Source organism: Companilactobacillus nodensis DSM 19682 = JCM 14932 = NBRC 107160, assembly GCF_000615905.1.
GTDB lineage: Bacteria > Bacillota > Bacilli > Lactobacillales > Lactobacillaceae > Companilactobacillus > Companilactobacillus nodensis.
Window position 1 is genome coordinate 23,258 of record NZ_BAMN01000018.1, and the last position, 23,607, is coordinate 46,864.

A 23,607-nucleotide genomic window follows, 5' to 3' on the forward strand; every position below is an offset into this window, starting at 1 on the left:
TTTTTTGAAAGGAGATTTTTATATGGACGACTGCATTTTTTGCAAAATAATTAATAACGAAATTCCTAGCACTACGATTTATGAGGATGACGACATTAAGGCATTCTTCGATATTTCTCAAGTAACTCCTGGTCACACTTTGGTGGTACCTAAGAAACATGTCCAAAATATTTTCGAATACGACGAAGAACTAGCTCAAAAAGTATTCAAGAAAATCCCAATGATTGCTCGTGCAATCAAAGATTCTAATCCTGATATTATCGGCATGAACATTTGCCAAAATAATGGTGAAATTGCATACCAAAGTGTTATGCATTCACACTTCCATCTAGTACCTCGTTACTCCAAGGATGATGACTTCTCAATGACTTGGGGCGACAACACTGGCAAGGCCTCTAACGAAGAATTGCAAAAACGTGCTGATTCGATCAAACAACATTTGGAGGACTAAGATGAAATTTTTTAGCGGATTTATTATTGGTGCAATTTCAGGTGCAGCACTAGAAATGCTCCAATCACAAAAAAATGCATCTGTAGATAATAGTACCAACTTATTCCACAATATAAAAGATTTAAAGAATACATTAGTTGAACTTAAAGACAATGCGTCTATCGTTCCCGGAGTTCTTTCCGGACTTCAGTCTGATATTACAAATTACGCGGAAGACATCGCACCTGCCGTTGAAAACTTAAAATCATCAGTTTCAGAAATGCAGAGTAATTTGGAAGAATTCAAAGATATTAGTAACTAATTTATGAATTTTTTGTGATTTTTTCATCAATAAATTAACTATTTCCATTGTTTTATGGTAATCTTGTCAATTGAAGACATATTAAATAAGGATGTGTAAAGGATGAACAAACGTTTGACAAAATGGGTCCTAGCATTAGCAGGCCTATTGATGGTAACAGTTGTTGCTGGTTGTTCTGGTAACAAGACAGTTGCTACACTTAAGGGTAGCAAAATCACCGAAGAACAATATTACAAGGAAATGAAGAGTTCTTCGTCAGGTAAGCAAACACTTCAAACAATGATCATTACCGATGCCCTAGAGAATCAATATGGTAAAGATGTTTCTAAGAAGCAAGTTGACAAAGAATTCAACAAGTACAAGAGCCAATATGGTTCTTCATTCAGCTCAATTCTTTCACAAAACGGTATGACTACTGCTCAATTCAAGAAGAACATTCGTACTAACCTTCTTACAAAGGTAGCTTTGAAGAAGAATAAGTCAGTTTCAAATGCTCAACTTAAAAAAGAATGGAAATCATATCAACCTAAGATCACTGTTTCTCAAATCTTAGTTGCTAAGAAAGATACAGCCACAGAAGTTATTACAAAACTTCAAAATGGTGAAGATTTCACAAAACTAGCTAAGAAATATTCAACAGATAATGCCACAAAGAGTAACGGCGGCAAGATGCCTGCATTCGATAACGACAGTACTAGTGTTGATTCAGACTTCAAGACAGCCGCATACAAACTTGAAAAAGTTGGCGACTATTCATCAGAACCAGTTAAAACTAGCTATGGTTACAGCATCATCAAACTTGATAAGAAACCTTCAAAGGGTAAGATGAGTGACCACACAGCTGAACTTAAATCTAAGATTTATGCTAGCTGGATGCAAGATTCAACTGTAATGCAAAAAGTTATTTCTAAGGTATTGAAGAAAGCTGATGTATCCATCAAGGATAGCGATTTGAAAGATGTTCTTTCAGGATATGTTTCATCATCAAGCTCTGCTAAAAAATAATTAAGCAAATTAAAAAGAGTTCGATTTTTTAAAATCGAGCTCTTTTTTTATGTCTAATTTTAGCTATGTTTATAAAATGAACGATTATCCAAGCCAAAAATACGTTCAGAAAACTTACCGTTCTCAGTCTTATCCAAGGCCTTAGTGATCATATTGATACTTGCATCCATTTCATCGATTCCGTGTAACACTTCAGCCTCTAACAACTTAGGACGCTCAGGTGATCCATATTCTAGTAATCCATGGTGAGACAAGACCATATGTCTCAACAAGATCATATCTTCTGAATCAAGGCTGATATCCATATCTGTCGCAGCCTTGACGATTTCTTCATCGATAATTGTAATATGACCTAACATATTGCCCTCAAAAGTATATTCAATATCCAATCCACCAGATAACTCAATTGTCTTACCCAAGTCATGTAAACATGCTCCGGCAATCAGCAATGCACGATTGATCTGTGGATATTGATCAGAAATCTTTTGCGCCAAATGAACCATACTCAACGTGTGATAAGCTAGTCCACCTTGAAAGTCATGATGATTACTCTTAGCCGCCGCACTAGTAAAGAACTTATCATGATACTTCTTAAACAAGTATCTAACGATACGATTCCAAGCACCGTTAGTTATTTCCAAGAAAATATCCTCGAACTCGTTCTCCATGTCGGCGCGCTTGATTGGCGCAGTTTGAACAAATTGCGACATATCAACAGTTTCAGAATCTAATACACCCAGACGATTGATGATGACCTGAGGTTTACCTTGGTAAACATCCCTCTTACCGTCAAGTTGTACGACCGTTCCTACCTTGTAAGTTTCTGCATCATTTTCCTTAGCATCCCAATACTTACCAGGAATTTGTCCTGACTTATCCTCAAAAACCAATGATAAAAAGTTCTTACCATTTTTGGCTAACCGGAAGTCTGACTTCTTAATAATTGCTTCCAAACTCATTGGCTCGCCATTCTTATAATCAATAATTTTCTTAGTCATTGCTTACCTCCTCTAAATTAATAACGTGATCCTTAGGCAATTCCGCATTCAAGTTAGCAGTAACATAAATAACTTGATTATCTGTTGAAACTTCCTTGATCAAATCAAAAATACTATTTGTTCTTATTTTATCAAAATCCACAAAAGCATCGTCAACTAATATTGGTAAATCTATCAAATCTGATATTTCAATCACAAATGCCAAACGCAAAGAGATATATAACTGTACTGTTGTCGCCTTCGATAACTCATGGACATCAAATTTAACCTTATCATGACGAGTTAACTTCAAACTACTTGAATCAAACAAAATATCGATATAATTACCATTTGTCAATAAATTAAAATAATGCGTAGCTCGCTTCAACATCTTAGGATATCGATTCTCAGTCGCTAGATCCAGCATTGAATGAACCCACTTGCTAGCAAGTTTATCAGCCAACCATTCATCATACAACTCTATCATATCAGTTTCATTCTGTGCGATGTCATCAACCAATTTTTGATATTCAGTATTATTGAATATTTGTTCACGTTTTGTCTTTATTGATCCAATTTGACGATTTAGGTCATTGTTTTGTTGGGAAAGTGATTTGAACTCTTGATCCACAGATCTTAATTTACTTTGCAACTCCATCTCATTACTGAACTTATTTAGCAAATCAACATCATTACCCAGTATCTCCCGGTCTTGTTCTAATTTATTAACAATACCGCGTTTTTGCAATTGTTCACTATGCAGTTTCATAAGACCATCCATTGAATCCACAGAATATCGTTTCAAAATATTATTAAGCTGAACTTGTAAATCAGATATTCGATTCAACTTACCTTGTTGTGATTGCTTATTCTCAAGATTATTCTTTTCTATCAATTCCGATTTAGTATTGATAGAACTCAAACGCGCAAAATAATGTTCAATATTCTCAGCCAAATTATCAGACGAATCCAACAATCCAAAATTATTGAGTTGTGATTTCCACTGATCAAGGTTTGCCTCAGTTGAATGCAGTAATTTCTCCAAATGATCTTGTTCGGAATTCAAATCATGTAGCTGTCTAATAACATTTTGTAGCGCTTGTATATCAGAGACTGATAATCCGTTATAACTTTTTTTATCTAAAAATTCCAAATTATTATCTTGTTCCGGTTCATCAACTTGTTGATTCTCATGCCAGGCATACAGAATACCCGCTACAAAAACTAATCCTGCACCAATTCTCAACGCTCCAGACGTAAAAGTTGCCAAAACTAAGGCAACTAGTGACACGCCGATGATCGGCCAATTTAAATTATGACTGTTATCTGAATTAGTCTTTGGCGTATTTAACTGCACCAATTCATCTTCCGTCAACAATTGCATATTGTCTTTCAAGTTTCTATTTGTAGCATATAGATTATCTATTTTAGTATCATTATCATTTATTTGCTGATTGAGGTTCCTTTGTTGGAACTGTAAATCACTAATATTACCCTTTTGCGCATTCAAATAATCAAGATCATCTTTATTGGCCTGATAATAATCACGAAAATCTTCATCTTCATCATCAAGTTTGGACAAATTAATACTTTCCATGTTTTGCTTCAATGTTCTTAATTCTTGCTCAAGCTGCAAGCTCTGATCCCAATCGTTACGAGAAATAGGGTTACTTAAGCTGACATCCACCTGGTTCAATTCTCGATAGGATACAAACCTAGGCCATTGTTTATTCAGATTCGCCAGTTCACTTTGTTGTTTCGTGATCACATTTAGTTTTTGAGTGTTGGAATCATATTCTTGCTTTGCTGCTTCCAGATCTGCACTAGCTTTTTTATAAGCAACCTGCTGGTTTTCATACTCTGACTTACGTTTCATCAGCTTATCGTGCTCTTCCATCCGTTCCACTAACGGTTGTTTACGTCCACGTGCTTTGTAGACCACCTCACTAGACTTTTCTAGGTTATCAGCGGTCATCAACCATTCCTTGCTTCCGACAGCTCCTACGGCCATTATTTCGGTTTCTAGCTGTTCCTCATTCAACTTATAGATCGACATAATGCTTGTATCGTTCAATACATGGCTGCCCACATAATCCTCTTTGGTGAATCCCCCAGTTATTCGAGTCATCAATGATTCAGGAACCTGTTGAGTCCCACGATAAAGAGTTAAATCACCGCCATTTTTACCATCGACTCGTCTAACGATCCAAGTAACATTATTTTGATCGACAAATTGCAGCTCTCCACCATAATTGCTGCCATTCTTAGGCTTATATTGTTGAAACTTTTCATCCCCACGCGCAGATGCAAAACCAAACAATACACTCTGAATAAATGTCAGTAATGTTGTTTTACCAGCTTCATTCTGTCCATAGATAACTTGATAATCTTTATTAAAATTCCATTCGACATCGGACCACTTACCGAAGCCGTATATCTTAACTTTAGTTAATTTCACGATCAGTCTCCGATGTATTTTTTATTAATTGTATTTTTGGTCAATTCTTTGATATGTTCAACAAAATCTGGACTATCAATATGCTGGCGGATAACCTCTTCACCAAACAAGCGATTGTCCATATCTTTAATATCATTAAGATCAAAAACATTCTTTTCACTTTCGTCCCAATATTTCTGATCTATTCCGACTAATTGCGATTTTCGATCAAATTTCGTATAGACCTTATACAAAATCGTATTCGAATTCATTGCAGCAAAATGATTCAAAAGTTCATTACGATCAATTGATCGTATAACATTCTCATCCAGATTTTGTGAACCATTTATAGTTAGAGTCACCAAATGCTTGGCTTCAACATTATTATATCTACTTAAGGTACTTGTGATCTTATCAAACAAACCGTTGATCGTATCAGATTCATTTGCATCAATTTGTGCTGACTCCCACACATATACTGAACTGGGAACAAATTTCGTATTTGTTGTCCCGTTCGCAACATCTACCAAATAAAAACCCTTGGTCCCTAATTCATTTTGATTGCGACCTTGAGTATCACCAGAATAGATAATCATTGGATTCTGATGTAACACCTCACGTTTGTGAATATGACCCAAAGCCCAATAATCATATCCCTTGGTCAATAATTCATTGACCGTAAAAGACGCATAATTACCATCGCCGATTCCGGCATGTAAAATTCCAATTTGATAATCATAGTTGCCACGGGTAGGATAACTTGCGACCATATCATCACTGATATGGTTCTGGTAATAGCTAAATCCCGTAATCCCAACACGTTGACCGTCGCTGGCGGTGACTTCAGAAGTCGTTATTTCACCTCCAAATACTGTCACATTATCTGGCATGTTAATAACCGAAAAATCATTACGATAATAATCATGATTACCGTAAACTAAATAAACTCTGATTCCATTTTTTCTAAGTCTTTCGAACTGTTCCTGCAAATAGATTTGAGCCGATAGCGTTCGCTCAGTATTATCATATGTATCCCCGGCAAGAATCACAAAGTCTACTTGCTCAGTAATTGCTGTTGCAAAAACCTTGTCTGCAGCGGTATACGTGGACTTCTTCAAATCTTCCTGCAATGAATTAGAAAAAATTACTAATACTAACAAATGGTGTATCTAGATGCAGGTCAGCAGCATGTATAAATTTCATTGAATCTCCTCTTTACAAAAAGGAGCCGGGACATTAACTGTCTCAGCTCCTTTTTTAATAATTATTAATTATTTGTTATCTTGATAGATTTCTGCGATTGGCTTAGAAATGATTTTGTTCAATTCTTCCATCATAGAATTCATTTTTTGTTCTTTATCCATCAAGTTCTTGATTTCATCATAGTTTTGAAGTTGATCTGTCAATTGACGCATTGATTCGATATCGTCATCAGTGATTTCTTGACCTTGCATTTGTTTTTGTTGAAGTTCAAATTGTTTGTTTTGAACCTTATCAAAAAGTTTGAAAGCCAAATCATTAGCCTTAACAGCCTCAAAAGCAATCTTGAGATCAGCTACTTCTGTTGTCTTTCTCAAATCTTGTTCTAGTGAATTGGCGCTATCATAAATATTCATACAGTCCTCCTACTGACCAAAAAAATTCTTAACATCATTATACCATTCCGAAGCCTTGTCTTTAACGTTATTTACTCCATCTTGGAAAGATTTAACAATATCGTTGCTGCCATTATTATTGTCACTATTACTGTCTTCAGTCGCAATAGTTGCAGCATCCTTAACACCAAAGCTGGTTTGATCTGTATACGGCAGGATATTCGTCATTTCACTCTTAAATAGTGAAGCAACACCATTCTCACTCACCCCATATAAGAAATGATTCTTATCCGTGTTATCAAAACCGATCCAACTGGCAACAACAATATCTGGAGTATAGCCGATCATCCATTGATCCTTCGTACCGGCATAACCGTATGAACTAGGAACCTCGGTACTACCCGTCTTACCGGCAATCTTATAACCACTCGGTTTGGCAGTCTTACCAGTACCCTCGTTATAGACCCCAAGCATCATACTAGTCATTTCTTTAGCAGTATCTTTACTGATGATCTGCTTAGTAGAATTACTTGTGTTATCAACGATCACCGTTCCAGTCGAATCAACGATCTTACGAATAAAGTGTGTATCTGATAACTTACCTTCATTAGCGAAGGCTGTATAGGCGCGTGCCATTTGTAGCGGTGAAACACCTGTTTCCAATCCACCCAATGCCAAAGCTAAGTTTTGATCATTCTTGTGTACCTTGATACCAAAATTCTCAACTGAAGATACACCTTTTTTCACTCCGATTTTATCTAACAAAGCTACCGCCGGAACGTTTTCACTTTGTGCCAAAGCCTTATACATCGGAATCTCATCTTGATACAACCCGTCAGCATTCGTCGGCGTATACTTATTCTTACCAAAACTAGTAACTTGATCCGGTAATTCAGAATCATAACTATAGCCATTTTCGATTGCTGGTGTATACACTGCTAATGGCTTAATAGTCGATCCTGGCTGACGCTTCATCTGCGTGGCACGATTGAAACCTCTGAAGGTATGTTCTCCACGACCACCAACAACTGCTAATACCCCACCGTTAGATGGATTGATAGCAACCGAAGCACCTTGAACTGCAGTTCCATCACTTGCATTAGCTGGGAATAAATAATTATTGTCAAAAGAATTCTCCATGGATCTTTGAATACTTTGATCAAGTGTCGTATAGATCTTATAACCCTTATTCAAAATATCATCTTCACTAATGCCGTATTTATCAACAGCTTCAGCGATAACAGAATCAAAGAATGATGGGTATTTATAAGAATTACCACCATTATAATTATTACTCAATGTAATAGGTTGACTCTTGTAATAGCTAGCCTGTGACGACGTTAATTTGTTATTCTCGACCATCAGATCTAAGACCAAATTACGACGAGCCTTAGAGTTATCCATGTTATCAATTGGATTGTACATAGTGGAACCTTTAAGAGTACCTGCCAACACGGCTGCTTCCCCAGCGTTCAATTCACTGGCACTCTTACCAAAGTATCTCTCCGAGGCATCTTGGACACCCCAGACACCATTACCAAAGTATGTATTGTTCAAATACATCGTCAGAATCGTCTTCTTAGAATAAACTCGATTGATCTCAATCGACAAGAATAGTTCTTCCCCTTTACGTGCCAGAGTTTGTTTCTGTGTCAATAAAGCATTCTTAGCCAATTGTTGTGTCAATGTACTACCACCACCAGTAATGTGATGATAAATCAAATATCCAAGAGCCGATCTAGCATATCCCTTAATACTGAATCCTGGATTAGTCCAGAACGTTCTATCTTCGGTTGAAATAACCGCGTTCTGGATATTCTCAGAAATCTTGTCTAAACTTACATATGTACCTTTGCTGGCATACAGTTCACCAGCATCATCATTATCTTTATCTAACACTGTTGTTTTTGTTTGCAGTGAAGATTTCAGATCCTCAACGTTTGCTGTTTTAGCTTGATAAGTCCAAATAGTACTCAAAACTAAAACTAGCGTTAGGAAAAGTAAGATCAACCAACGTGTAAGTTGGAATCTTCTCCAGTACTTCCTAATAAAAGCCCAAGCAATTTGTAATTTTGGTTTTAACCAATCCCAAAAACCATTATTATTATTCATTGTTAATACCTCTGCTATAAAAGTAAATTTTATCACATTACATGGGTATAATTGAAATACAAAAAAATTCTTAAGGAGACATTAATCAATGTATCGTCGCCAAATCAAGTATTTGAGCCAAAACGAATCCAATATTACTATTCGAGAATTGTTAAAAAAATGGTTAATTCCCAAAAAATGGCAACACTTTTTTAGGATCCAACATGATGTATTGATCAATGAAACATATCATCCTTTCAATACGATCGTAAAAAATAACGACATTATTACTTTAAACTTTAATTTCCCACCTCGTTCTGAAAATCAAACTTACTTACCTGGGCATCATCCAGTGGAAGTTTGTTATGAAGATGACGATATAATCGTTGTTAACAAAAAAGCTGGTATAAAGTCTCATCCCAATCTCAAAACCGAAGATGATTCATTGATGAACGACGTTGAAACCTACTTGACTCCACACGCACATCCATATATGGTTCACCGTATCGATATGGAAACAAGTGGCTTAATGTTAATTTCTAAGACGCCATATCTAGTCCCGATCTTCGATCAACAACTAAGTTCCAAAACACTTCATCGAGAATACTTGGCCATTGTGAAATTGAATCAACCGATTTCTGAAATGTCTGGAACCATTTATGATCCAATCGGATTGGACCCAAATGACAAACGAAAGCGAATGGTTCGCCCAGATGGTCAAATAGCTATAACTAAGTACGAAGTCATAAAACAAAATAAAAAATATGCTTTATTGCGACTGAACCTACTAACTGGACGTACTCATCAACTAAGAGTGCACTTAAGTTACAAAAAATGGCCAATAGTTAACGATTTACTCTACAATCCTGAGCCAAAAAATGGTAATCTATTGTTGTTCGCTCATGAATTAAATTTTATTACGCCATTTTCAGACGACATTCAGACGGTTGAAGCCGATCTACCCGACTTTATGACCGACTTCATTACCAATGAATTTTGAGCGACAAGAGGTTTTAGGAGTGATTTTTTACACTTTCTGACAAAACAAAAGAAGCCAACCGATCCCCGACAGATCAGTTGACTTCTTTTTTTGTTTATTTCAGAAAGAAGTTTTAGGAGTGATTTTTTAGGACTCTTTCTGAGGAGTTGCAACTACAGTAATGACATTATCTTATTTATAATCGCCCCGACAGCGATTAGGAATATATATGTTAGAACTAATTGAGTTACAGCTTTGATAACTAAAGGATAAGTTTGCGTTTTAACTTGTTCCTTCAGATAAGGATGGAACTTATCCCAAATTGCAGGATATAGTAGTAACACTAACAATGTAACGTAAGGTACTACTTGTAACAAAGCTAGTATGGGTATCAACAGGAAGGTCAAGGCCCAACTGGCTTTGAATAAACTCAATGCATTAGTTTTTCCAATGTGGTAAACCAACGTATGACGGCCATTTTTTATGTCTGATTCTATGTCACAAGTGTTGTTACACAATTGTGCGGCAAAGATTGCAAATGTATTTGGCAAGCAGATAATCACAATATCGATTGCCGAGCTAGAATCAAAGTTTCCAGTTCCAACCAATCCCAAGTAGGAATAAGTCAAGGGAATCAGAATGGATATGGCAATAGCCACCACTACTTCTCCAAACATTGTTGAATTGAGTGGCTTCGGACCTCCTGAGTATAATAGACCGATACCGATGCAGATGACCCCGATCACCATGATCGGCCATCCGGTTCTGTATACTAGGAAAGCTCCGATTATTAATGGAAAAATGGTCAAACCGTACATCCATTTTTTGACTACTGCCAGTGATTCACGATTAATACCGATAGTGCTGATTTTTTGACGATACTCTAAATCCTTTGAGTTCTTATAATCCATATAGTTATTGTGAAAATTAATAATTATATGAATAAATATAACTGCAATAAATCCTAGTATGCCATTGATAAAATCGAAGGTATTAAATTTTAAATATGCATAACTTATAGTAAGAATAAACCACGCAAGATCGAGAACTGTAGTTTTTACTTCAGATAACTCAACAAATAGTTTTCGATTCAAGTCACGCTACCTTACATTTCTTCTGGTGCTTTAACACCTAATAAGTTTAGTGATTCTTGAAGAACTGTTGTTACTGACTTAACAAGAGCTAATCTTGCATTCAAGCCGGCGTCTTCATTAAGAATCTTGCTGTGTGCATAGTATTGGTTGAAGCTCTTAGCAAGTTTCAATGCATACTTAGCAATTACTGATGGTTCGTAGATACGACCAGCACGCTTGATAACTGCTGGGAATTCTTGTAGCAACTTGATTGTATCCCATGCTTCAGGATCAGCTAGTGACAAATCGTCTGCATCAGCATAATCAAGGTTTGCGGCTTTTCTCAAGATACTCAATGCACGGGCATTTGTATATTGAACGTAAGGACCAGTTTCACCTTCGAAACGAACAACTTCTTCAAGGTTAAAGTCAAAACTATCACGTCTCTCATTCTTAAGATCATGGAAGACAACCGCACCGACACCAACTGCTTCAGCAACGTCGTCTTTGTTCTTAAGGTCTGGATTCTTTTCGTTGATTTGCTTCTTAGCTAGATCAACAGCATCTTGTAGAACACCTTCTAGCAAGATAACATTACCCTTACGTGTTGAGAGTTTCTTACCACCAGTTGTGATAAGTCCGAATTCGATATGTGTAATATCGTCTGACCAGTCATAACCCATTTTTTTCAATACGAGTTTAAGCTTCTTGAAATGTTCACTTTGTTCGCTACCAACAATATATAGTGACTTAACAAAGTCGAATGTATCTTTACGATACTTAGCAGCAGCCAAATCACGAGTGATATATAATGTTGCACCATCAGTTTTTCTGATCAAGGCAGGCGATAGATCATGGTCTGAAAGATCAACGATTTCAGCACCGCGACTTTCTTTTAATAGACCCTTTTCTCTCAATGTATCAACGATGGCATCCATCTTGTCATTGTAGAATGATTCACCAGTGTAGTGGTCAAAAGTAACACCTAAACGAGCATAGATACGGTTGAATTCTTTAAGTGACAAGTCCTTGAACCATGCCCATAACTTAAGAGCTTCTTCATCGCCATCTTCCATCTTCTTGAACCAAGCACGCGCTTCATCGTCAAGTTCTGGTTTGTCTTCTGCTTCCTTGTGGAAACGAACATAATATTTCAATAAGTTGTTGATAGGATCAGCTTCAACGTCAGCTTCTGAACCCCACATCTTATAACCAACAATCAACTTACCAAATTGTGTACCCCAATCACCCAAGTGATTGATCTTAATTGGTTGATAATTTAATTTCTTTTCGATTTTAGCAACTGAGTTACCGATAACTGTTGAACGCAAGTGACCCATTGACATAGGTTTAGCGATATTAGGTGATGACATGTCGATAGGGACGTTTCTGCCCTTACCTTCATCTTGGTTACCATAGTTTGCTTTATCGTTGATAACAGCGTGTAATACGTCATTTGAGAACGAACTCTTATCCAAGAAGAAGTTAATGTATGCACCTGTATTAACTACCTTTTCAAATCCAGCTTGATCGATCTTACCAACTAAATCTTCAGCAATCATGTTTGGAGCCTTGTGTAATGACTTAGCTAAGATAAACGTTGGAAAAGCATAATCACCCAAATCTGATGTCTTAGGTTTTTCAATTAATTTTTGTACTTGCTCTTCTGTTATTTCATCAGGTAAAACCTTAAGTAATGCATCAACTACTAATTTCTTTGAATCCATATTTTCCTCCTCTGGATAAAAAAAACGCCTCTTTCAATAAACTACTTCATTGAAAGAGACGAGATTTCCCGCGGTACCACTCTAATTGATTAATATCCACTCATTAATTTACTTATTTAAATGTAAAGAAAGTGCGACTTAATCTTCGAATCGATCAGCTCTCACCAATGCCTGATCTCGCTTAGAATCTACCGACTAATTAATCCTTCTTTTGCAAAAACATGATAGCACATAATTTTCACAATAACAATACTTATTTGTGAATAACAGTTCCCTTATCTCCAGCGATGATTTCTTTAACATCTTCTAGAGCACCGATAACAGCTGGTTTGCCAGTTGCTTGAACGAAGCTAACAGCAGCCTTAACCTTAGGCATCATGCTACCCTTAGCAAATTCATTACGGTCGATATGTTCTTGTACTTCGTCAGCTGTAACGTCGAAGATTTCTTCTTGGTTAGGCTTACCAAAGTTGTAGAATACTCCACCAACAGATGTAAGGATGATCAACTTATCAGCATTAACAAGTTGAGCAATCTTTGATGCACCGAAGTCTTTGTCAATAACGGCTTCTTTACCGATCAATTGGTCTCCGTCTTTAACAACAGGGATACCACCACCACCGGCAACGATAGGAATTACGCCGGCTTCAGCAATAGCTTTGATAGCTGGATATTCATTGATTTCAACAGGCTTTGGTGATGGAACTACACGTCTGTATCCACGGCCAGCATCTTCAATGATGCTCCAGTCTGGGTGATCTGCTTTAAGTTGTGCTACTTCTTCTTCCTTGTAGAAAGGACCGATTGGCTTTGAAGGATCGCCAAAGGCTGGATCGTTTTTGTCAACGATTGTTTGTGTGATCAAAGTAACAACTTGTTTGTTGATACCGTTCTTCAACATAACTTCCTTCATAGCATTTTGGAACCAGTAACCAATGCTACCTTCTGTCATGGCACCACATGTGTCAAGTGGAAGTGCAGGGTTCTTTTTGCTGTCAGCAGCAGCTTGTTGTAATAATAGGTTACCAACTTGTGGGCCATTTCCGTGAGTTATGATCAATTCTTGACCATTCTTAACGAATTCTACTAATGATTCACAAGTCTTCTTTACAGCGGCTTGTTGAGCTTCTGCGCTAGCGTCTGAACTTAAAATGGCGTTTCCACCCAATGCAACTACTATACGTTCTTTTGTCATTATAAAATCTCTCCTCAGAAATTAATTGATTTTTTATGATAGAGTTTTCACTCTTAATTCTTTTCTAGATAGTCTCCTAAAACTTCTAGACCTTTTTTAAGGGTCTCAGTTGGTGCACAGTAACCTAATCTGGCATGGCCAGGAACATCGAAGGCTTCACCAGGTACTAATAGCACACCAGTATCCTTCAATAGATCTCGACAAAAGTCGATACTAGATTTCTTTGTGTCCATCTTGATAAATGATGTTGAAACTCCGTTAGGAAATACGCAACTAACCTTAGGAGTACGTTCAACCCAATCTTTGAATATCTTCAAGTTATCGAGCACGATCTTCTTGTTACGAGCAAGAACCTTGTCTCTATTTTGCAATACAACACAAGCAGCTTGATCACTGAAGACACCAGAACAAATCATCGTGTAATCACGATACTTTCTGAATAAATCAGCTAATTCACTGTTAGTTGCAGTCCAACCAACACGAATACCAGGCATTGAATATGTCTTAGATAATGAATTTGTTGAGATACCCTTGTCATACAAATCGATGATTGGGGCAAAATCAACTGAGTCATCAAATGGTAGATAAACTTCATCCACAAGAACATAAGCACCAACGGTCTTAGCAACTTCAACAACTTGTTCCATAAACTTACGGTCCAAAATTGTTCCAGTTGGGTTGTTGGCATTATTAATACAGATCATCTTAGTATTTGGACGAATCATCTTCTTCAAATCTTCGATGTCTGGATACCAGTTATCTTCTTCGTGTAGCTTCCAAAAACTAACATCAGCACCCAATGACTTAGGAATGTCATATAGTTGTTGGTAACTTGGATAAACACTGATAACGTGATCTCCTGGCTCTATTAATGAATAGATGGCCAACATATTGGCACCAGTAGCACCATTTGTTTGTAAAACGTTGTCGGGGTCAACGTTCTTGTATAACTTACTTACTTCTTTTTTAAAGGTTGGTGATCCTTCGATCCAACCATAGTTCATCTTTTGTTGATCTAATTCGCCATAAACATCAGAATCAGTTAACTTAACTAATTCGTTCATCGAGAATGACGTGATCGTACTTTGAGCCAAATCATACTTAGCTTCACGTTCATGAACGTTGAGCCAACCTTCGACACCAAATTCAGGTATTTTCATTCTTTACACTCTCCTAAATTGAAACTTTTCCAGTTGCAACCATAACAATACTTGCGACAGCAAAGATAACAAGAAGAATTGAGTAAATAACTTCAGCTTTAGTTAACTTTCCGCCATCAATATTGAATTCTTTCTTAGCTTTGTAATAGAAGTAAATTCCAGGAATGTATCCAATACATACAAGCATCAAGAAGTGAACACCGGCCAAGATAATAGCAAAGATCTGGAAGCCAGCTGCGAAAATACCAATCCACATTTGTTTCATATCTTTATTTTGATATGAGAACTTGATTTGGAACAAACCAACGAAAATGTAACAAACAACGATAGCAGCCGTACATAGTGATAAGGCAAAGTTATAAGCCTCTTGTGAGAACAAGAGAATAAATAGGAAAATTTGAATAAGTGCTGCAGTTAAGATAAGTGAAAATGTAGGTGCACCATTCTTATTCTTCTTACCAAAGTATGAAGCAAGAGTTTTTCCTCAGCCATAAGCATTGTTGTATCAGCTGGTAGCATTGTCCATGATAACCATGAACCTAAAATAGCAATAATCAAACCGACAGCGATAAAGATACCGCCCCATTTTCCGACCATATCTTGGAAAATGTAAAGCATAGCAGGTTGGTTGATTTTAGCCAATTCTGTTTGTGTCATGTAACCATAAGGTAAAACTGATGCCAATACATAAATTACTAACAAACTGATAATACCAATAATAGTAGCTTTACCAGCGTCTTTTTTACTCTCGGCACGTGATGAAAGCATACTTGCACCTTCAACACCAACGAACACCCACATCATGATCATTAAACATGATTTGAATTGTGTCCAAGTGTTGTCACCGCCGGCTACACTAGAAGCAACATTGCTCCAGAAGTGAGCCGTGAACATTCCGCCTTTGAAGACGAAAATAGCAACGATGATAAATGCAAATAGAGGAATCAACTTGCAAATAGTAACGATCGTATTCATAGCCGCAGCTGATTCAACACCACGGTTAACGATATATGTCAAAATCCATGAAACGATACTTGCGACAATAATTGATGGTACATTTTGTCCGCCAGCAAATACTTTGAAGAAGTATCCAAGTGAACTCATCAAAACTGTGGCGAAGGCAACGTTTCCTAGCCAGGCACTTAGCCAATATCCCCAACCACTTACGAATCCGGCAAAGTTACCGAATCCAGCTTGAGCATATGCGTGAATACCTTCAGCTTCAGGTTTCTTTAATAATAAATTATTTAGTGACATAGCTAGCATTAAAATACCGAATCCAACTACGACCCATGCTAGCAATACAGGGCCAGGTGCGGCCCCCCCTGCTAATGAACTAGTTAGTGTAAATACACCAGAACCGATTGAACTAGTAACTACGGCAGCTGTAAGAGCGCCTAGTGATAATCCTTTTTTTTCTTCCATGTTATACATTCTCTCTAATTTTTAGAATTGGAATAGGAGTTCACAAAGCATGCCAACTGCACTTATTACGACAATAATCCTCTACGTGAAACGGTTATTAATCGCAATAATGATCCGTGACTAATTACTTTGTTTCACTCTGTTATAAACGGGTTACAGAGAGACAACTTCCTCCGCTTACTACGAATAGTCTTTCTTTCACCCTCTGTTTTAAAGCAAAAAAGAGCCAACCCATTAGATTAGCTCTTCTTCAATAACTAATTAAGCCTTAGGAATGAACAAGTTACCTAGAGTTGCTGCCATAATGGCCTTGATGGAGTGCATTCTGTTTTCTGCTTCTTCGAATTGACGAGCATACTTACTTCTGAATACTTCATCTGTTACTTCCATTTCTGTTAAACCATACTTAGCGTTGATATCTTTACCATATTTAGTAGTGATATCGTGGAAAGCTGGTAAGCAGTGCATAAAGATTACTTGATCATCTGGTAATCCAGTCTTCTTCATCATATCCATGTTTACTTGATATGGTTTGAGAAGTTTGATTCTTTCGTCCCATTGATCTTCTTCACCCATTGATACCCATACATCAGTATAGATAACGTTTGAGCCTTTAACACCTTCGTCGATATCGTCTGTGATCAAGAACTTGCTACCTGATTTGTCAGCATATCCTTGAGCAGTCTTAACAACGTCGTCTTCTGGGAATAATTCCTTAGGGGCAACAATGTGGATATTAACACCAAGCATTGAACCTGTAACTAACAAACTGTTAGCCATATTGTTACGTCCATCACCAACGAATGTCAATGTCTTGCCTTGAAGTGTTCCAAATGTTTCCTTCATAGTCATGAAATCAGCAATCATTTGTGTTGGGTGCCATTCATCAGTTAAGCCATTCCAAACAGGAACGCCTGAGTACTTAGCAAGATCTTCAACAACTTGTTGACTGAATCCTCTAAATTCAATTCCGTCAAACATGCTACCAAGAACAATAGCTGTATCTTCAACACTTTCTTTTTTACCTAGTTGAATATCGTTAGAACCTAAGAATTCTGGGTGTGCACCTAAGTCAATTGCAGCTGTAGTAAATGCTGAACGTGTACGAGTTGAGTTCTTTTCAAATAGAAGAGCAATATTCTTGCCTTCAAGATATTTGTGAGGAATACCCTTTTTCTTAAGTGCCTTCAAGTGAATACCGAAGTCAATAAGATATTCGAGTTCAGCAGGTGTAAAGTATTTTTCTGCTAAAAGGCTTCTGCCTTGAAATACTGATGTTTCTTTTCCTTGATAATCCAAATTAGTGTCCTCCTAAACTGCATGAGGTTTGCAGTCTAATATTAAATTTTAATTTATTATTATTTAAGATCTTCACGAACCAATGGCATACTCATGCAACGAGGGCCCCCACGACCACGTGATAATTCACTTGATATTGTCTCCAATACCTTCAAGCCGTGTTGTCTTAACATTTCGTTTGATACGTAGTTTCTATCATATGTAACAACAACACCAGGTGCAATTGCTAATGTGTTAGAACCATCATTCCATTGTTCTCTAGGAGCAACGATTGGATCACCGTTACCTGTTGGGATCAAGTCCAAATCATCAAGATCAAGAGCACTCTTAAGAGTAGCCTTTAGGTCTTGGTTGTGTTCCATAGTTAGGTCGCCGTCTTTACCTGGGTGAATTGTCCATGTATCGATCTTGCCACCTTCGCCAAGGATACCTGGGTGAACTGTAAATTGATCTGTATTGATCATTGTAAATACAGTATCCAAGTGCATCATAGCGTGATTGTGAGGAATTGAGATAGCAATAACTGTGTCATAGCCACTGTCTTCCTTGAACAAGTTTCTAGCAATATCTTGAATAGCAGTTGCTGATGTTCTTTGTGAAACACCAATTGCTAATACGTGATTGCTCAATACAAGTTCATCTCCACCTTCGATACGGTGTGTGTGATCTCTATTGCGCCATACGTGTAAGCCTTTATTAGCAAAACGTGGGTGGTGAGCAATAATTGTTTCCATAAACATTGATTCACGTTGTCTAGCAGCGAATGTCATATGGTTAATACTTAATCCATCACCGATTGAAGCTGCAGGGTCACGTGTGAAGTATGCGTTAGGCATAGGATCCATAAAGAATGGATAATCAGGGTCTTCAGCAGCACTGACTAGATCTGTCGGGGTAAAGTCAATTTCGTTTCTGCGAACTCCTGCGAATAATTTGTTAACCATTGCTTGTGTATCAAGACTCATCAAGTATTCCTTTAATGCGTCATGATCAGCACCTACTGCGTAACCAGATTCTGCAAGCATTTTGTCAAGAAATGAACTCTTAACATTTCCGGCATCAATTGCTTCTGCTGCCAAGTTTTCTAGATAGAGAACTTCCGTTCCGTTATCACGTAAAATTTGGGCAAAATTATCATGCTCTTTTTGAGCAATTGGCAAATATGGGATGTCATCGAACAATAGTCGGGGCATTGTGTCGGGTGTAATGTTTTCAACTTCCTCAGCGGGACGTTTCAACATTACTACATCTAGTTTGCCAATTTCAGATGTAACATGAATTGGTTTAGTCATAAATAATCACTCCTTATTTGTATTCCGTTACCAGTACTCACAATATAATACTAGGATTAACTTTGCAAGTGATTTCACAACTTTTTCATATATTTTTTTATTTTCTAATATTTTAACCTCCCCTTAATCGGCGTCAACAGTGACAACGGTTGCATAAAATTAGAAAGGGCTTAAGACAGATTTAATTTTATTCATTTACAAAACCAACAGCAAAATTTTATAAACGTTTTCAGAAATGATGAATTTTTGTAAAAAATTGCTATAATACGGCTGTTTCTCCAAAAAAAGGAACCTTTCGAAAATTCGAAAGATTCCTTTTTTTATTTTTTGTTATTAATTAATTTATCACGTAGAACGAATACTTCACCTAAGATGTCGCCGCCAATTGAACCAATCAATGATCCTAGTTTAGTTTGAAACTTAAACATAATTAATCGCCCTCTCAAAAATGTTTTATGGAACATCATTTGTCTCTTACATCTTATCGAGTATCTGAAATGAAAGCAAATCTAACGCACAAATTTGGACAAAAAAAGACAACCTCTGAGGGGTTGTCTTTAAAACGTTAATTAGTTCTTTGTAACGTTTGTAGCTTGTGGTCCACGATCGCTGTCTTCTACATCGAAAGTAACGTGTTGGCCTTCGTCCAATGTCTTGAAGCCGTCACCTTGGATAGCTGAGAAATGTACGAATACATCACTACCATCTTCGCGAGTAATAAAACCAAAGCCTTTATCTGCATTAAACCATTTAACTGTTCCGTTTTCCATTATGAATGAAACCTCCGCGCTGTGCGCATTTTATTTTTGCATTTAAAGTAAAGCTCAGAAATTCATTCATGAATGTGAAATGAAACCTACACTTAACTACTAACACAATGCAATAACTATACTTCATAAATCAGATAATAGCAATGGTTATCGCTTAAAAAATTAAAAAAATAAAAAATGATCGTAAAACACTGATAAATTTCGGTGTTTTCGACCATATTTATAATGAATTACTACTTAGCGTTCTTTTGAACTTCTTTTATAGCTTTCTTGTGGCTACCTTGATATAGTTTCCACTTCTTGCCATCAGGAGATTTGATTGTTGTTTTGCCAACCTTAACGAAATTCCATTCAAAGTCAGGTTCAGCAATAATTCTGAAACCATCGATCTTGAACTTCTTAGCATTCTTCTTGTTCATAACAAGTTTAGCTTTTTGGAAGTTGGTAATTGTCTTCTTTGAACCATCTTTGTTTACACGAACATATTGAACTTTCTTGTTGTCCTTACCAGTAAAGAATGTAACATACTCGTTCTTGTTGTTCTTACTTACCCCAACATAGTCGTGACCTTTGATTTCTGCTTTAGTGATCTTATCAGCAGAATATTGTTGAGTTTGGCTTGTGCTAGAATTTGAACAACCAGTTGCTACGGTTGCAACACCCATTAGCGAAACAGTTGCTAATAATGTAACTAGTGCTTTTTTCATATTTCAATCTCCTTGAAAAACTTTTCTAATAAATACTAACATCCTTGATTCTATGGTAACGACGGGAAAAAATCAATTTATATTACAAGTTTCCCATATAAATTTAATTAATCTTTATCATTCAGTGATTTTTTGTTGTATAATTAGTAGTTGTTGATAAATGCGAACTTAGTTTAATGGTAAAATACCAGCTTCCCAAGCTAGTGTCGCGAGTTCGATTCTCGTAGTTCGCTTATATGGGTTTTAATGAACCTCAATAGGATTCAAAATGTTGATTTAATAGGCTTTTGATTTTCATAAACTTCAATAAGTATCATATAGATTCAAAAAAAGTGTGTCACGGGTGTGTCATGAAAAAAAATAAAGTGGGAATGCAAATTATAATCGTTAGTCTTAATTGACTAGCGATTTTTTTATTAATTCAATAAAAAAACTCACTCTAAAAATTATAGAGTGAGAGTCGTTTTTAATTATTTTGAAGTTTGTTTACGGCTTCTGAAATTGTCTTACCGTTTGCTGAAACATTTGTGTTGTTTTTATCTGAAACGGTAAACAATTGTGAATCCGTATTTAGTTGAATACGATATTTCATATGCTTACCTCCTAAAAATATTATATTACTCTCGAAAGTAAAAATGTCAAGTTTTTTTATTTTATTATCTATGTAAATTAAAAATCACCGTCTTAATTAAAAACAGTGATTTTTTCATGAAGGGATTTATTAAATTCTTATAAAAAAGAATTACCCACTATGTGGATACATTTAAGATATCGTTCTTTCTCAATCAATTGTCCAGAGCCTTCAAAATAAAAAAGCCCACCACCTAAATTAATAGATGATGGGTTCTTTTAACACTATCAAAGCTAGTTCAAAATCGAGGTAGTTTACAATATTGTCCACGTCAATGAACACCTTTAAATTAACGCATATTATTTAATTTGTCTAGCATTTACCATTAAAATTTATCCTTTATATCCAGAACCTTGAGCATATTTAAGTGGTAGATACATATCCGTGGCGATCTTGTAGCAGTAACCAACCTTAGGAACATTAACCACACTTGCATATTTCCATGCTGAACCACCATTGAGATTAGCACCTACAACCTCACCCTTGAGATTTACAGCGTGTACAGGGATGTCGGAGTTAATCAATACCTTGTCTTTAAAGGTTGTAATTGATTGAGGGATGTAAATGTTACCACCAATTAAGTAGTAAGGCTTACCGTTAATCATTTCAATACCAGCTGAAATCCAACCAGTACCTGGGGCGATGTCTGTGGTTTTGTTAGCTGAACCATCGAGCTTATAAGTAGCATAAGCCTTGACATTGCCTTTTAATACAGTGACAACATTATTAATATTTGTAAATACTTTCTTAGGTTCTACCACATTCTTAATTCCATAGGCAATGTCATGAGCTAGTTGTTCGTGAGTGATTCCCCAAAATGGTTCTAGGTAGCTTTCTACAGGATCAGTATGATTACCCCAGATATTTTCACTAATCCATTTATGAGTTTTAATTCCATTATCTGAACCGTCTAGCACACAAGGAATACCATACTGTTTTGCCTTTGCACGAGCAAAATTAACAAAAGTTGCATAGTCCTTCTTAAAAGTAGCCTTATCAGTAGTTCTAGCCAATTCAATTTGAACTGGTGAATTGGCATTAGCGTAGCTACCAGCTCCCCAAGCCTGGTAACCGTCCGCACCTACACGGTAAATCTTACCTCCGTCTCCCATAACAATCTGAACGTATGTCTGTGTTTTTGCCCAATTATTTTTAAAGTAACTTGCATTGGCTTTAGCACCAATGTTTGTTGTTTCGTGTAGAACAATATACTTGTTTCCGGTTGCTTGAGATGAGCCTTCATTGGCTCCTAATTCGTAAGTATTATCAATATTAAAATTCATTTATTTATCCCCCTTTTCGTTATCGTTTTCTTGTTTTGGTTCTTGATTTTCCATATCTTGACCAAATTTATTTAGCCTTTTTTTAATGAACTTCGGTAGTGGCAACCCCATTTGTCCTATATTTTCTACAATTGAGGTTGCATACATGAATATCCACAAACTTAAAACTGAATCGCCTAGCCATTGATAGTTAATAGCAATCGACCATGGATAAAGCAACGCAACTAGTAAAATAATCGTGAAGTGTATTGCCAACCCTTTCTTGCCAATCGAACTATCCACACAATGAGTAATGATTGATTTTGCTATTCCTGTAATCACGTCGGCAATAATCAAAATAAATAGTGTATTTAGTAAAGTGTTATTTCCCACATGCTCGATAGCAAATTGCCAATCAGTAAAACCAGCATTTGGTAGTGGTACTGGTGTTCCATACATATATATTTCATCTCCTAAAATTTAAACAATAAAAAAGACTAGCCAAACGGCTGGTCTTCTTTATCATTGTCTCCTTTTATAAATTACATGACGTCTTCTGGCGTCACCATTATCGAACGCTTCCAAAAGGATTTCAGTAGTGGTATCGGCAAATTTAAACTGTTTATCGCCGTTGTCAAGATATAGCTTTCTCATAAATAATCATCTCCTCACTTTTACTCATTGTATGCTTCTACAAGAATTGATTCGTATCTGATGTGTCCGTTGTTTTTGAAAGTAAATTCGTTTCCTTCAAGTTTCAAAGTGAGATCCTTATTACCAACATCGCATGGACCGTTTTTTAACTCTGAGATATCAATAATTTCAGGGTCGTGATTATCCACATACACGCGTATTTGAGAGACGTTTTTCCAATCTTTTTCAACTCCAAACGCTTTACAAGTAATTGAATCGCCAGGAGCAAGCCCATAAAATTCTAACCCCAATCTTCTCTTAGCCCAGTCTTTGTTGTTTATATCTAAAAGTAAAAGAATAGTTCCACTCTCCAACATTTGACTGCCACCAAACTCTTGACCGCCATACATAATTTTACCCACGTTGCTACCTCCAATTTTTAAATTCATTTAGATACCTCCTTAAGCATCAGGAATCACATACAAAATTTTTGGATCAACAGTTCCAGCACTAACTAACGCATCGTAGTCGGCTTGACTGATTGAAGTAATCATAGCTTGAACAGTGTTCTGTAATGCTGTAACGTCCGTCTTATCG

Annotated in this window: 22 protein-coding genes, 1 tRNA gene and 1 pseudogene; 5 read left to right on the forward strand and 19 right to left on the reverse strand. The window is 36.6% G+C overall.

Annotation, left to right across the window (positions count from 1 at the left end):
- Positions 1–22: 22 nt before the first annotated feature.
- The 3 genes from JCM14932_RS10860 (at position 23) to JCM14932_RS10870 (ending at position 1,757) form a co-directional block, all read left to right on the forward strand.
- Positions 23–451, forward strand: coding sequence for an HIT family protein (locus tag JCM14932_RS10860; protein WP_025024875.1), 429 nt, complete (start codon positions 23–25; stop codon positions 449–451).
- 1 nt (position 452) lies between these two features.
- Complete coding sequence (locus JCM14932_RS10865; RefSeq protein WP_025024876.1) at positions 453–752, forward strand: hypothetical protein; 300 nt, start codon at positions 453–455, stop codon at positions 750–752.
- A 102-nt stretch (positions 753–854) separates the two neighbouring features.
- Positions 855–1,757 carry a peptidylprolyl isomerase PrsA gene (locus JCM14932_RS10870; protein ID WP_025024877.1) on the forward strand — a complete coding sequence of 301 codons (903 nt, stop codon included), beginning with the start codon at positions 855–857 and terminating at the stop codon, positions 1,755–1,757.
- Between the two features lie 59 nt (positions 1,758–1,816).
- Here the strand turns inward: JCM14932_RS10870 and JCM14932_RS10875 are convergent, their stop codons facing one another.
- The 5 genes from JCM14932_RS10875 to JCM14932_RS10895 form a co-directional block, all read right to left on the reverse strand.
- The gene (locus JCM14932_RS10875; protein WP_025024878.1) at positions 1,817–2,755 is read right to left on the reverse strand and encodes a 3'-5' exoribonuclease YhaM family protein; all 939 of its coding nucleotides are present in this window, start codon (positions 2,753–2,755) and stop codon (positions 1,817–1,819) included.
- Positions 2,748–5,192: an ATP-binding protein gene (locus tag JCM14932_RS10880; RefSeq protein WP_025024879.1), complete on the reverse strand. Its 2,445-nt coding sequence runs from the start codon at positions 5,190–5,192 to the stop codon at positions 2,748–2,750. The genes JCM14932_RS10875 and JCM14932_RS10880 overlap by 8 nt, the downstream gene beginning before the upstream one ends.
- 2 nt (positions 5,193–5,194) lie before the next feature.
- Positions 5,195–6,289 carry a metallophosphoesterase family protein gene (locus JCM14932_RS15375; protein ID WP_235700594.1) on the reverse strand — a complete coding sequence of 365 codons (1,095 nt, stop codon included), beginning with the start codon at positions 6,287–6,289 and terminating at the stop codon, positions 5,195–5,197.
- A 153-nt stretch (positions 6,290–6,442) separates the two neighbouring features.
- Entirely contained in the window at positions 6,443–6,787 is a 345-nt protein-coding gene (locus JCM14932_RS10890) for a YlbF family regulator (RefSeq protein ID WP_025024880.1), read from the reverse strand.
- 9 nt (positions 6,788–6,796) lie between these two features.
- Positions 6,797–8,878, reverse strand: coding sequence for a PBP1A family penicillin-binding protein (locus tag JCM14932_RS10895; protein WP_025024881.1), 2,082 nt, complete (start codon positions 8,876–8,878; stop codon positions 6,797–6,799).
- 88 nt (positions 8,879–8,966) lie between these two features.
- Between JCM14932_RS10895 and JCM14932_RS10900 the strand changes: the two genes are divergently transcribed.
- Positions 8,967–9,857, forward strand: a complete 891-nt coding sequence (locus JCM14932_RS10900; protein ID WP_025024882.1) for an RluA family pseudouridine synthase — start codon at positions 8,967–8,969, stop codon at positions 9,855–9,857.
- Between the two features lie 152 nt (positions 9,858–10,009).
- Here the strand turns inward: JCM14932_RS10900 and JCM14932_RS10905 are convergent, their stop codons facing one another.
- The 9 genes and pseudogenes from JCM14932_RS10905 to JCM14932_RS10950 form a co-directional block, all read right to left on the reverse strand.
- Positions 10,010–10,930, reverse strand: a complete 921-nt coding sequence (locus JCM14932_RS10905) for a prenyltransferase (RefSeq protein ID WP_025024883.1) — start codon at positions 10,928–10,930, stop codon at positions 10,010–10,012.
- Positions 10,931–10,941: 11 nt separating this feature from the next.
- Entirely contained in the window at positions 10,942–12,636 is a 1,695-nt protein-coding gene (gene argS / locus JCM14932_RS10910; RefSeq protein ID WP_025024884.1) for an arginine--tRNA ligase, read from the reverse strand.
- A gap of 253 nt (positions 12,637–12,889) precedes the next feature.
- Entirely contained in the window at positions 12,890–13,831 is a 942-nt protein-coding gene (arcC, locus tag JCM14932_RS10915) for a carbamate kinase (protein ID WP_025024885.1), read from the reverse strand.
- Positions 13,832–13,884: 53 nt separating this feature from the next.
- On the reverse strand, positions 13,885–14,991 hold the full coding sequence (locus JCM14932_RS10920) for an aminotransferase (RefSeq protein ID WP_025024886.1): 1,107 nt from the start codon (positions 14,989–14,991) through the stop codon (positions 13,885–13,887).
- A gap of 13 nt (positions 14,992–15,004) precedes the next feature.
- Positions 15,005–16,416, reverse strand: a pseudogene (arcD, locus tag JCM14932_RS15380) (arginine-ornithine antiporter).
- A 261-nt stretch (positions 16,417–16,677) separates the two neighbouring features.
- The gene (gene argF / locus JCM14932_RS10930) at positions 16,678–17,715 is read right to left on the reverse strand and encodes an ornithine carbamoyltransferase (protein ID WP_025024887.1); all 1,038 of its coding nucleotides are present in this window, start codon (positions 17,713–17,715) and stop codon (positions 16,678–16,680) included.
- A 59-nt stretch (positions 17,716–17,774) separates the two neighbouring features.
- Entirely contained in the window at positions 17,775–19,007 is a 1,233-nt protein-coding gene (gene arcA, locus JCM14932_RS10935) for an arginine deiminase (protein WP_025024888.1), read from the reverse strand.
- A gap of 569 nt (positions 19,008–19,576) precedes the next feature.
- Complete coding sequence (locus JCM14932_RS10945) at positions 19,577–19,777, reverse strand: cold-shock protein (protein ID WP_025024889.1); 201 nt, start codon at positions 19,775–19,777, stop codon at positions 19,577–19,579.
- A gap of 233 nt (positions 19,778–20,010) precedes the next feature.
- On the reverse strand, positions 20,011–20,484 hold the full coding sequence (locus JCM14932_RS10950; protein ID WP_025024890.1) for a hypothetical protein: 474 nt from the start codon (positions 20,482–20,484) through the stop codon (positions 20,011–20,013).
- A 162-nt stretch (positions 20,485–20,646) separates the two neighbouring features.
- On the opposite strand from JCM14932_RS10950, the gene JCM14932_RS10955 reads away from it, so the two are divergent.
- Positions 20,647–20,717, forward strand: a tRNA-Gly gene (locus tag JCM14932_RS10955).
- 233 nt (positions 20,718–20,950) lie between these two features.
- Here JCM14932_RS10955 and JCM14932_RS17480 read toward each other — a convergent pair.
- The 5 genes from JCM14932_RS17480 to JCM14932_RS10980 form a co-directional block, all read right to left on the reverse strand.
- Entirely contained in the window at positions 20,951–21,076 is a 126-nt protein-coding gene (locus JCM14932_RS17480) for a hypothetical protein (RefSeq protein WP_268870375.1), read from the reverse strand.
- A 371-nt stretch (positions 21,077–21,447) separates the two neighbouring features.
- Complete coding sequence (locus tag JCM14932_RS16065; protein ID WP_025024891.1) at positions 21,448–22,398, reverse strand: peptidoglycan recognition protein family protein; 951 nt, start codon at positions 22,396–22,398, stop codon at positions 21,448–21,450.
- The gene (locus JCM14932_RS10970) at positions 22,399–22,836 is read right to left on the reverse strand and encodes a phage holin family protein (RefSeq protein ID WP_025024892.1); all 438 of its coding nucleotides are present in this window, start codon (positions 22,834–22,836) and stop codon (positions 22,399–22,401) included.
- Positions 22,837–22,899: 63 nt separating this feature from the next.
- On the reverse strand, positions 22,900–23,031 hold the full coding sequence (locus JCM14932_RS17485; protein WP_268870376.1) for a hypothetical protein: 132 nt from the start codon (positions 23,029–23,031) through the stop codon (positions 22,900–22,902).
- A gap of 20 nt (positions 23,032–23,051) precedes the next feature.
- The gene (locus JCM14932_RS10980) at positions 23,052–23,459 is read right to left on the reverse strand and encodes a hypothetical protein (protein ID WP_025024893.1); all 408 of its coding nucleotides are present in this window, start codon (positions 23,457–23,459) and stop codon (positions 23,052–23,054) included.
- Positions 23,460–23,607: the final 148 nt, after the last annotated feature.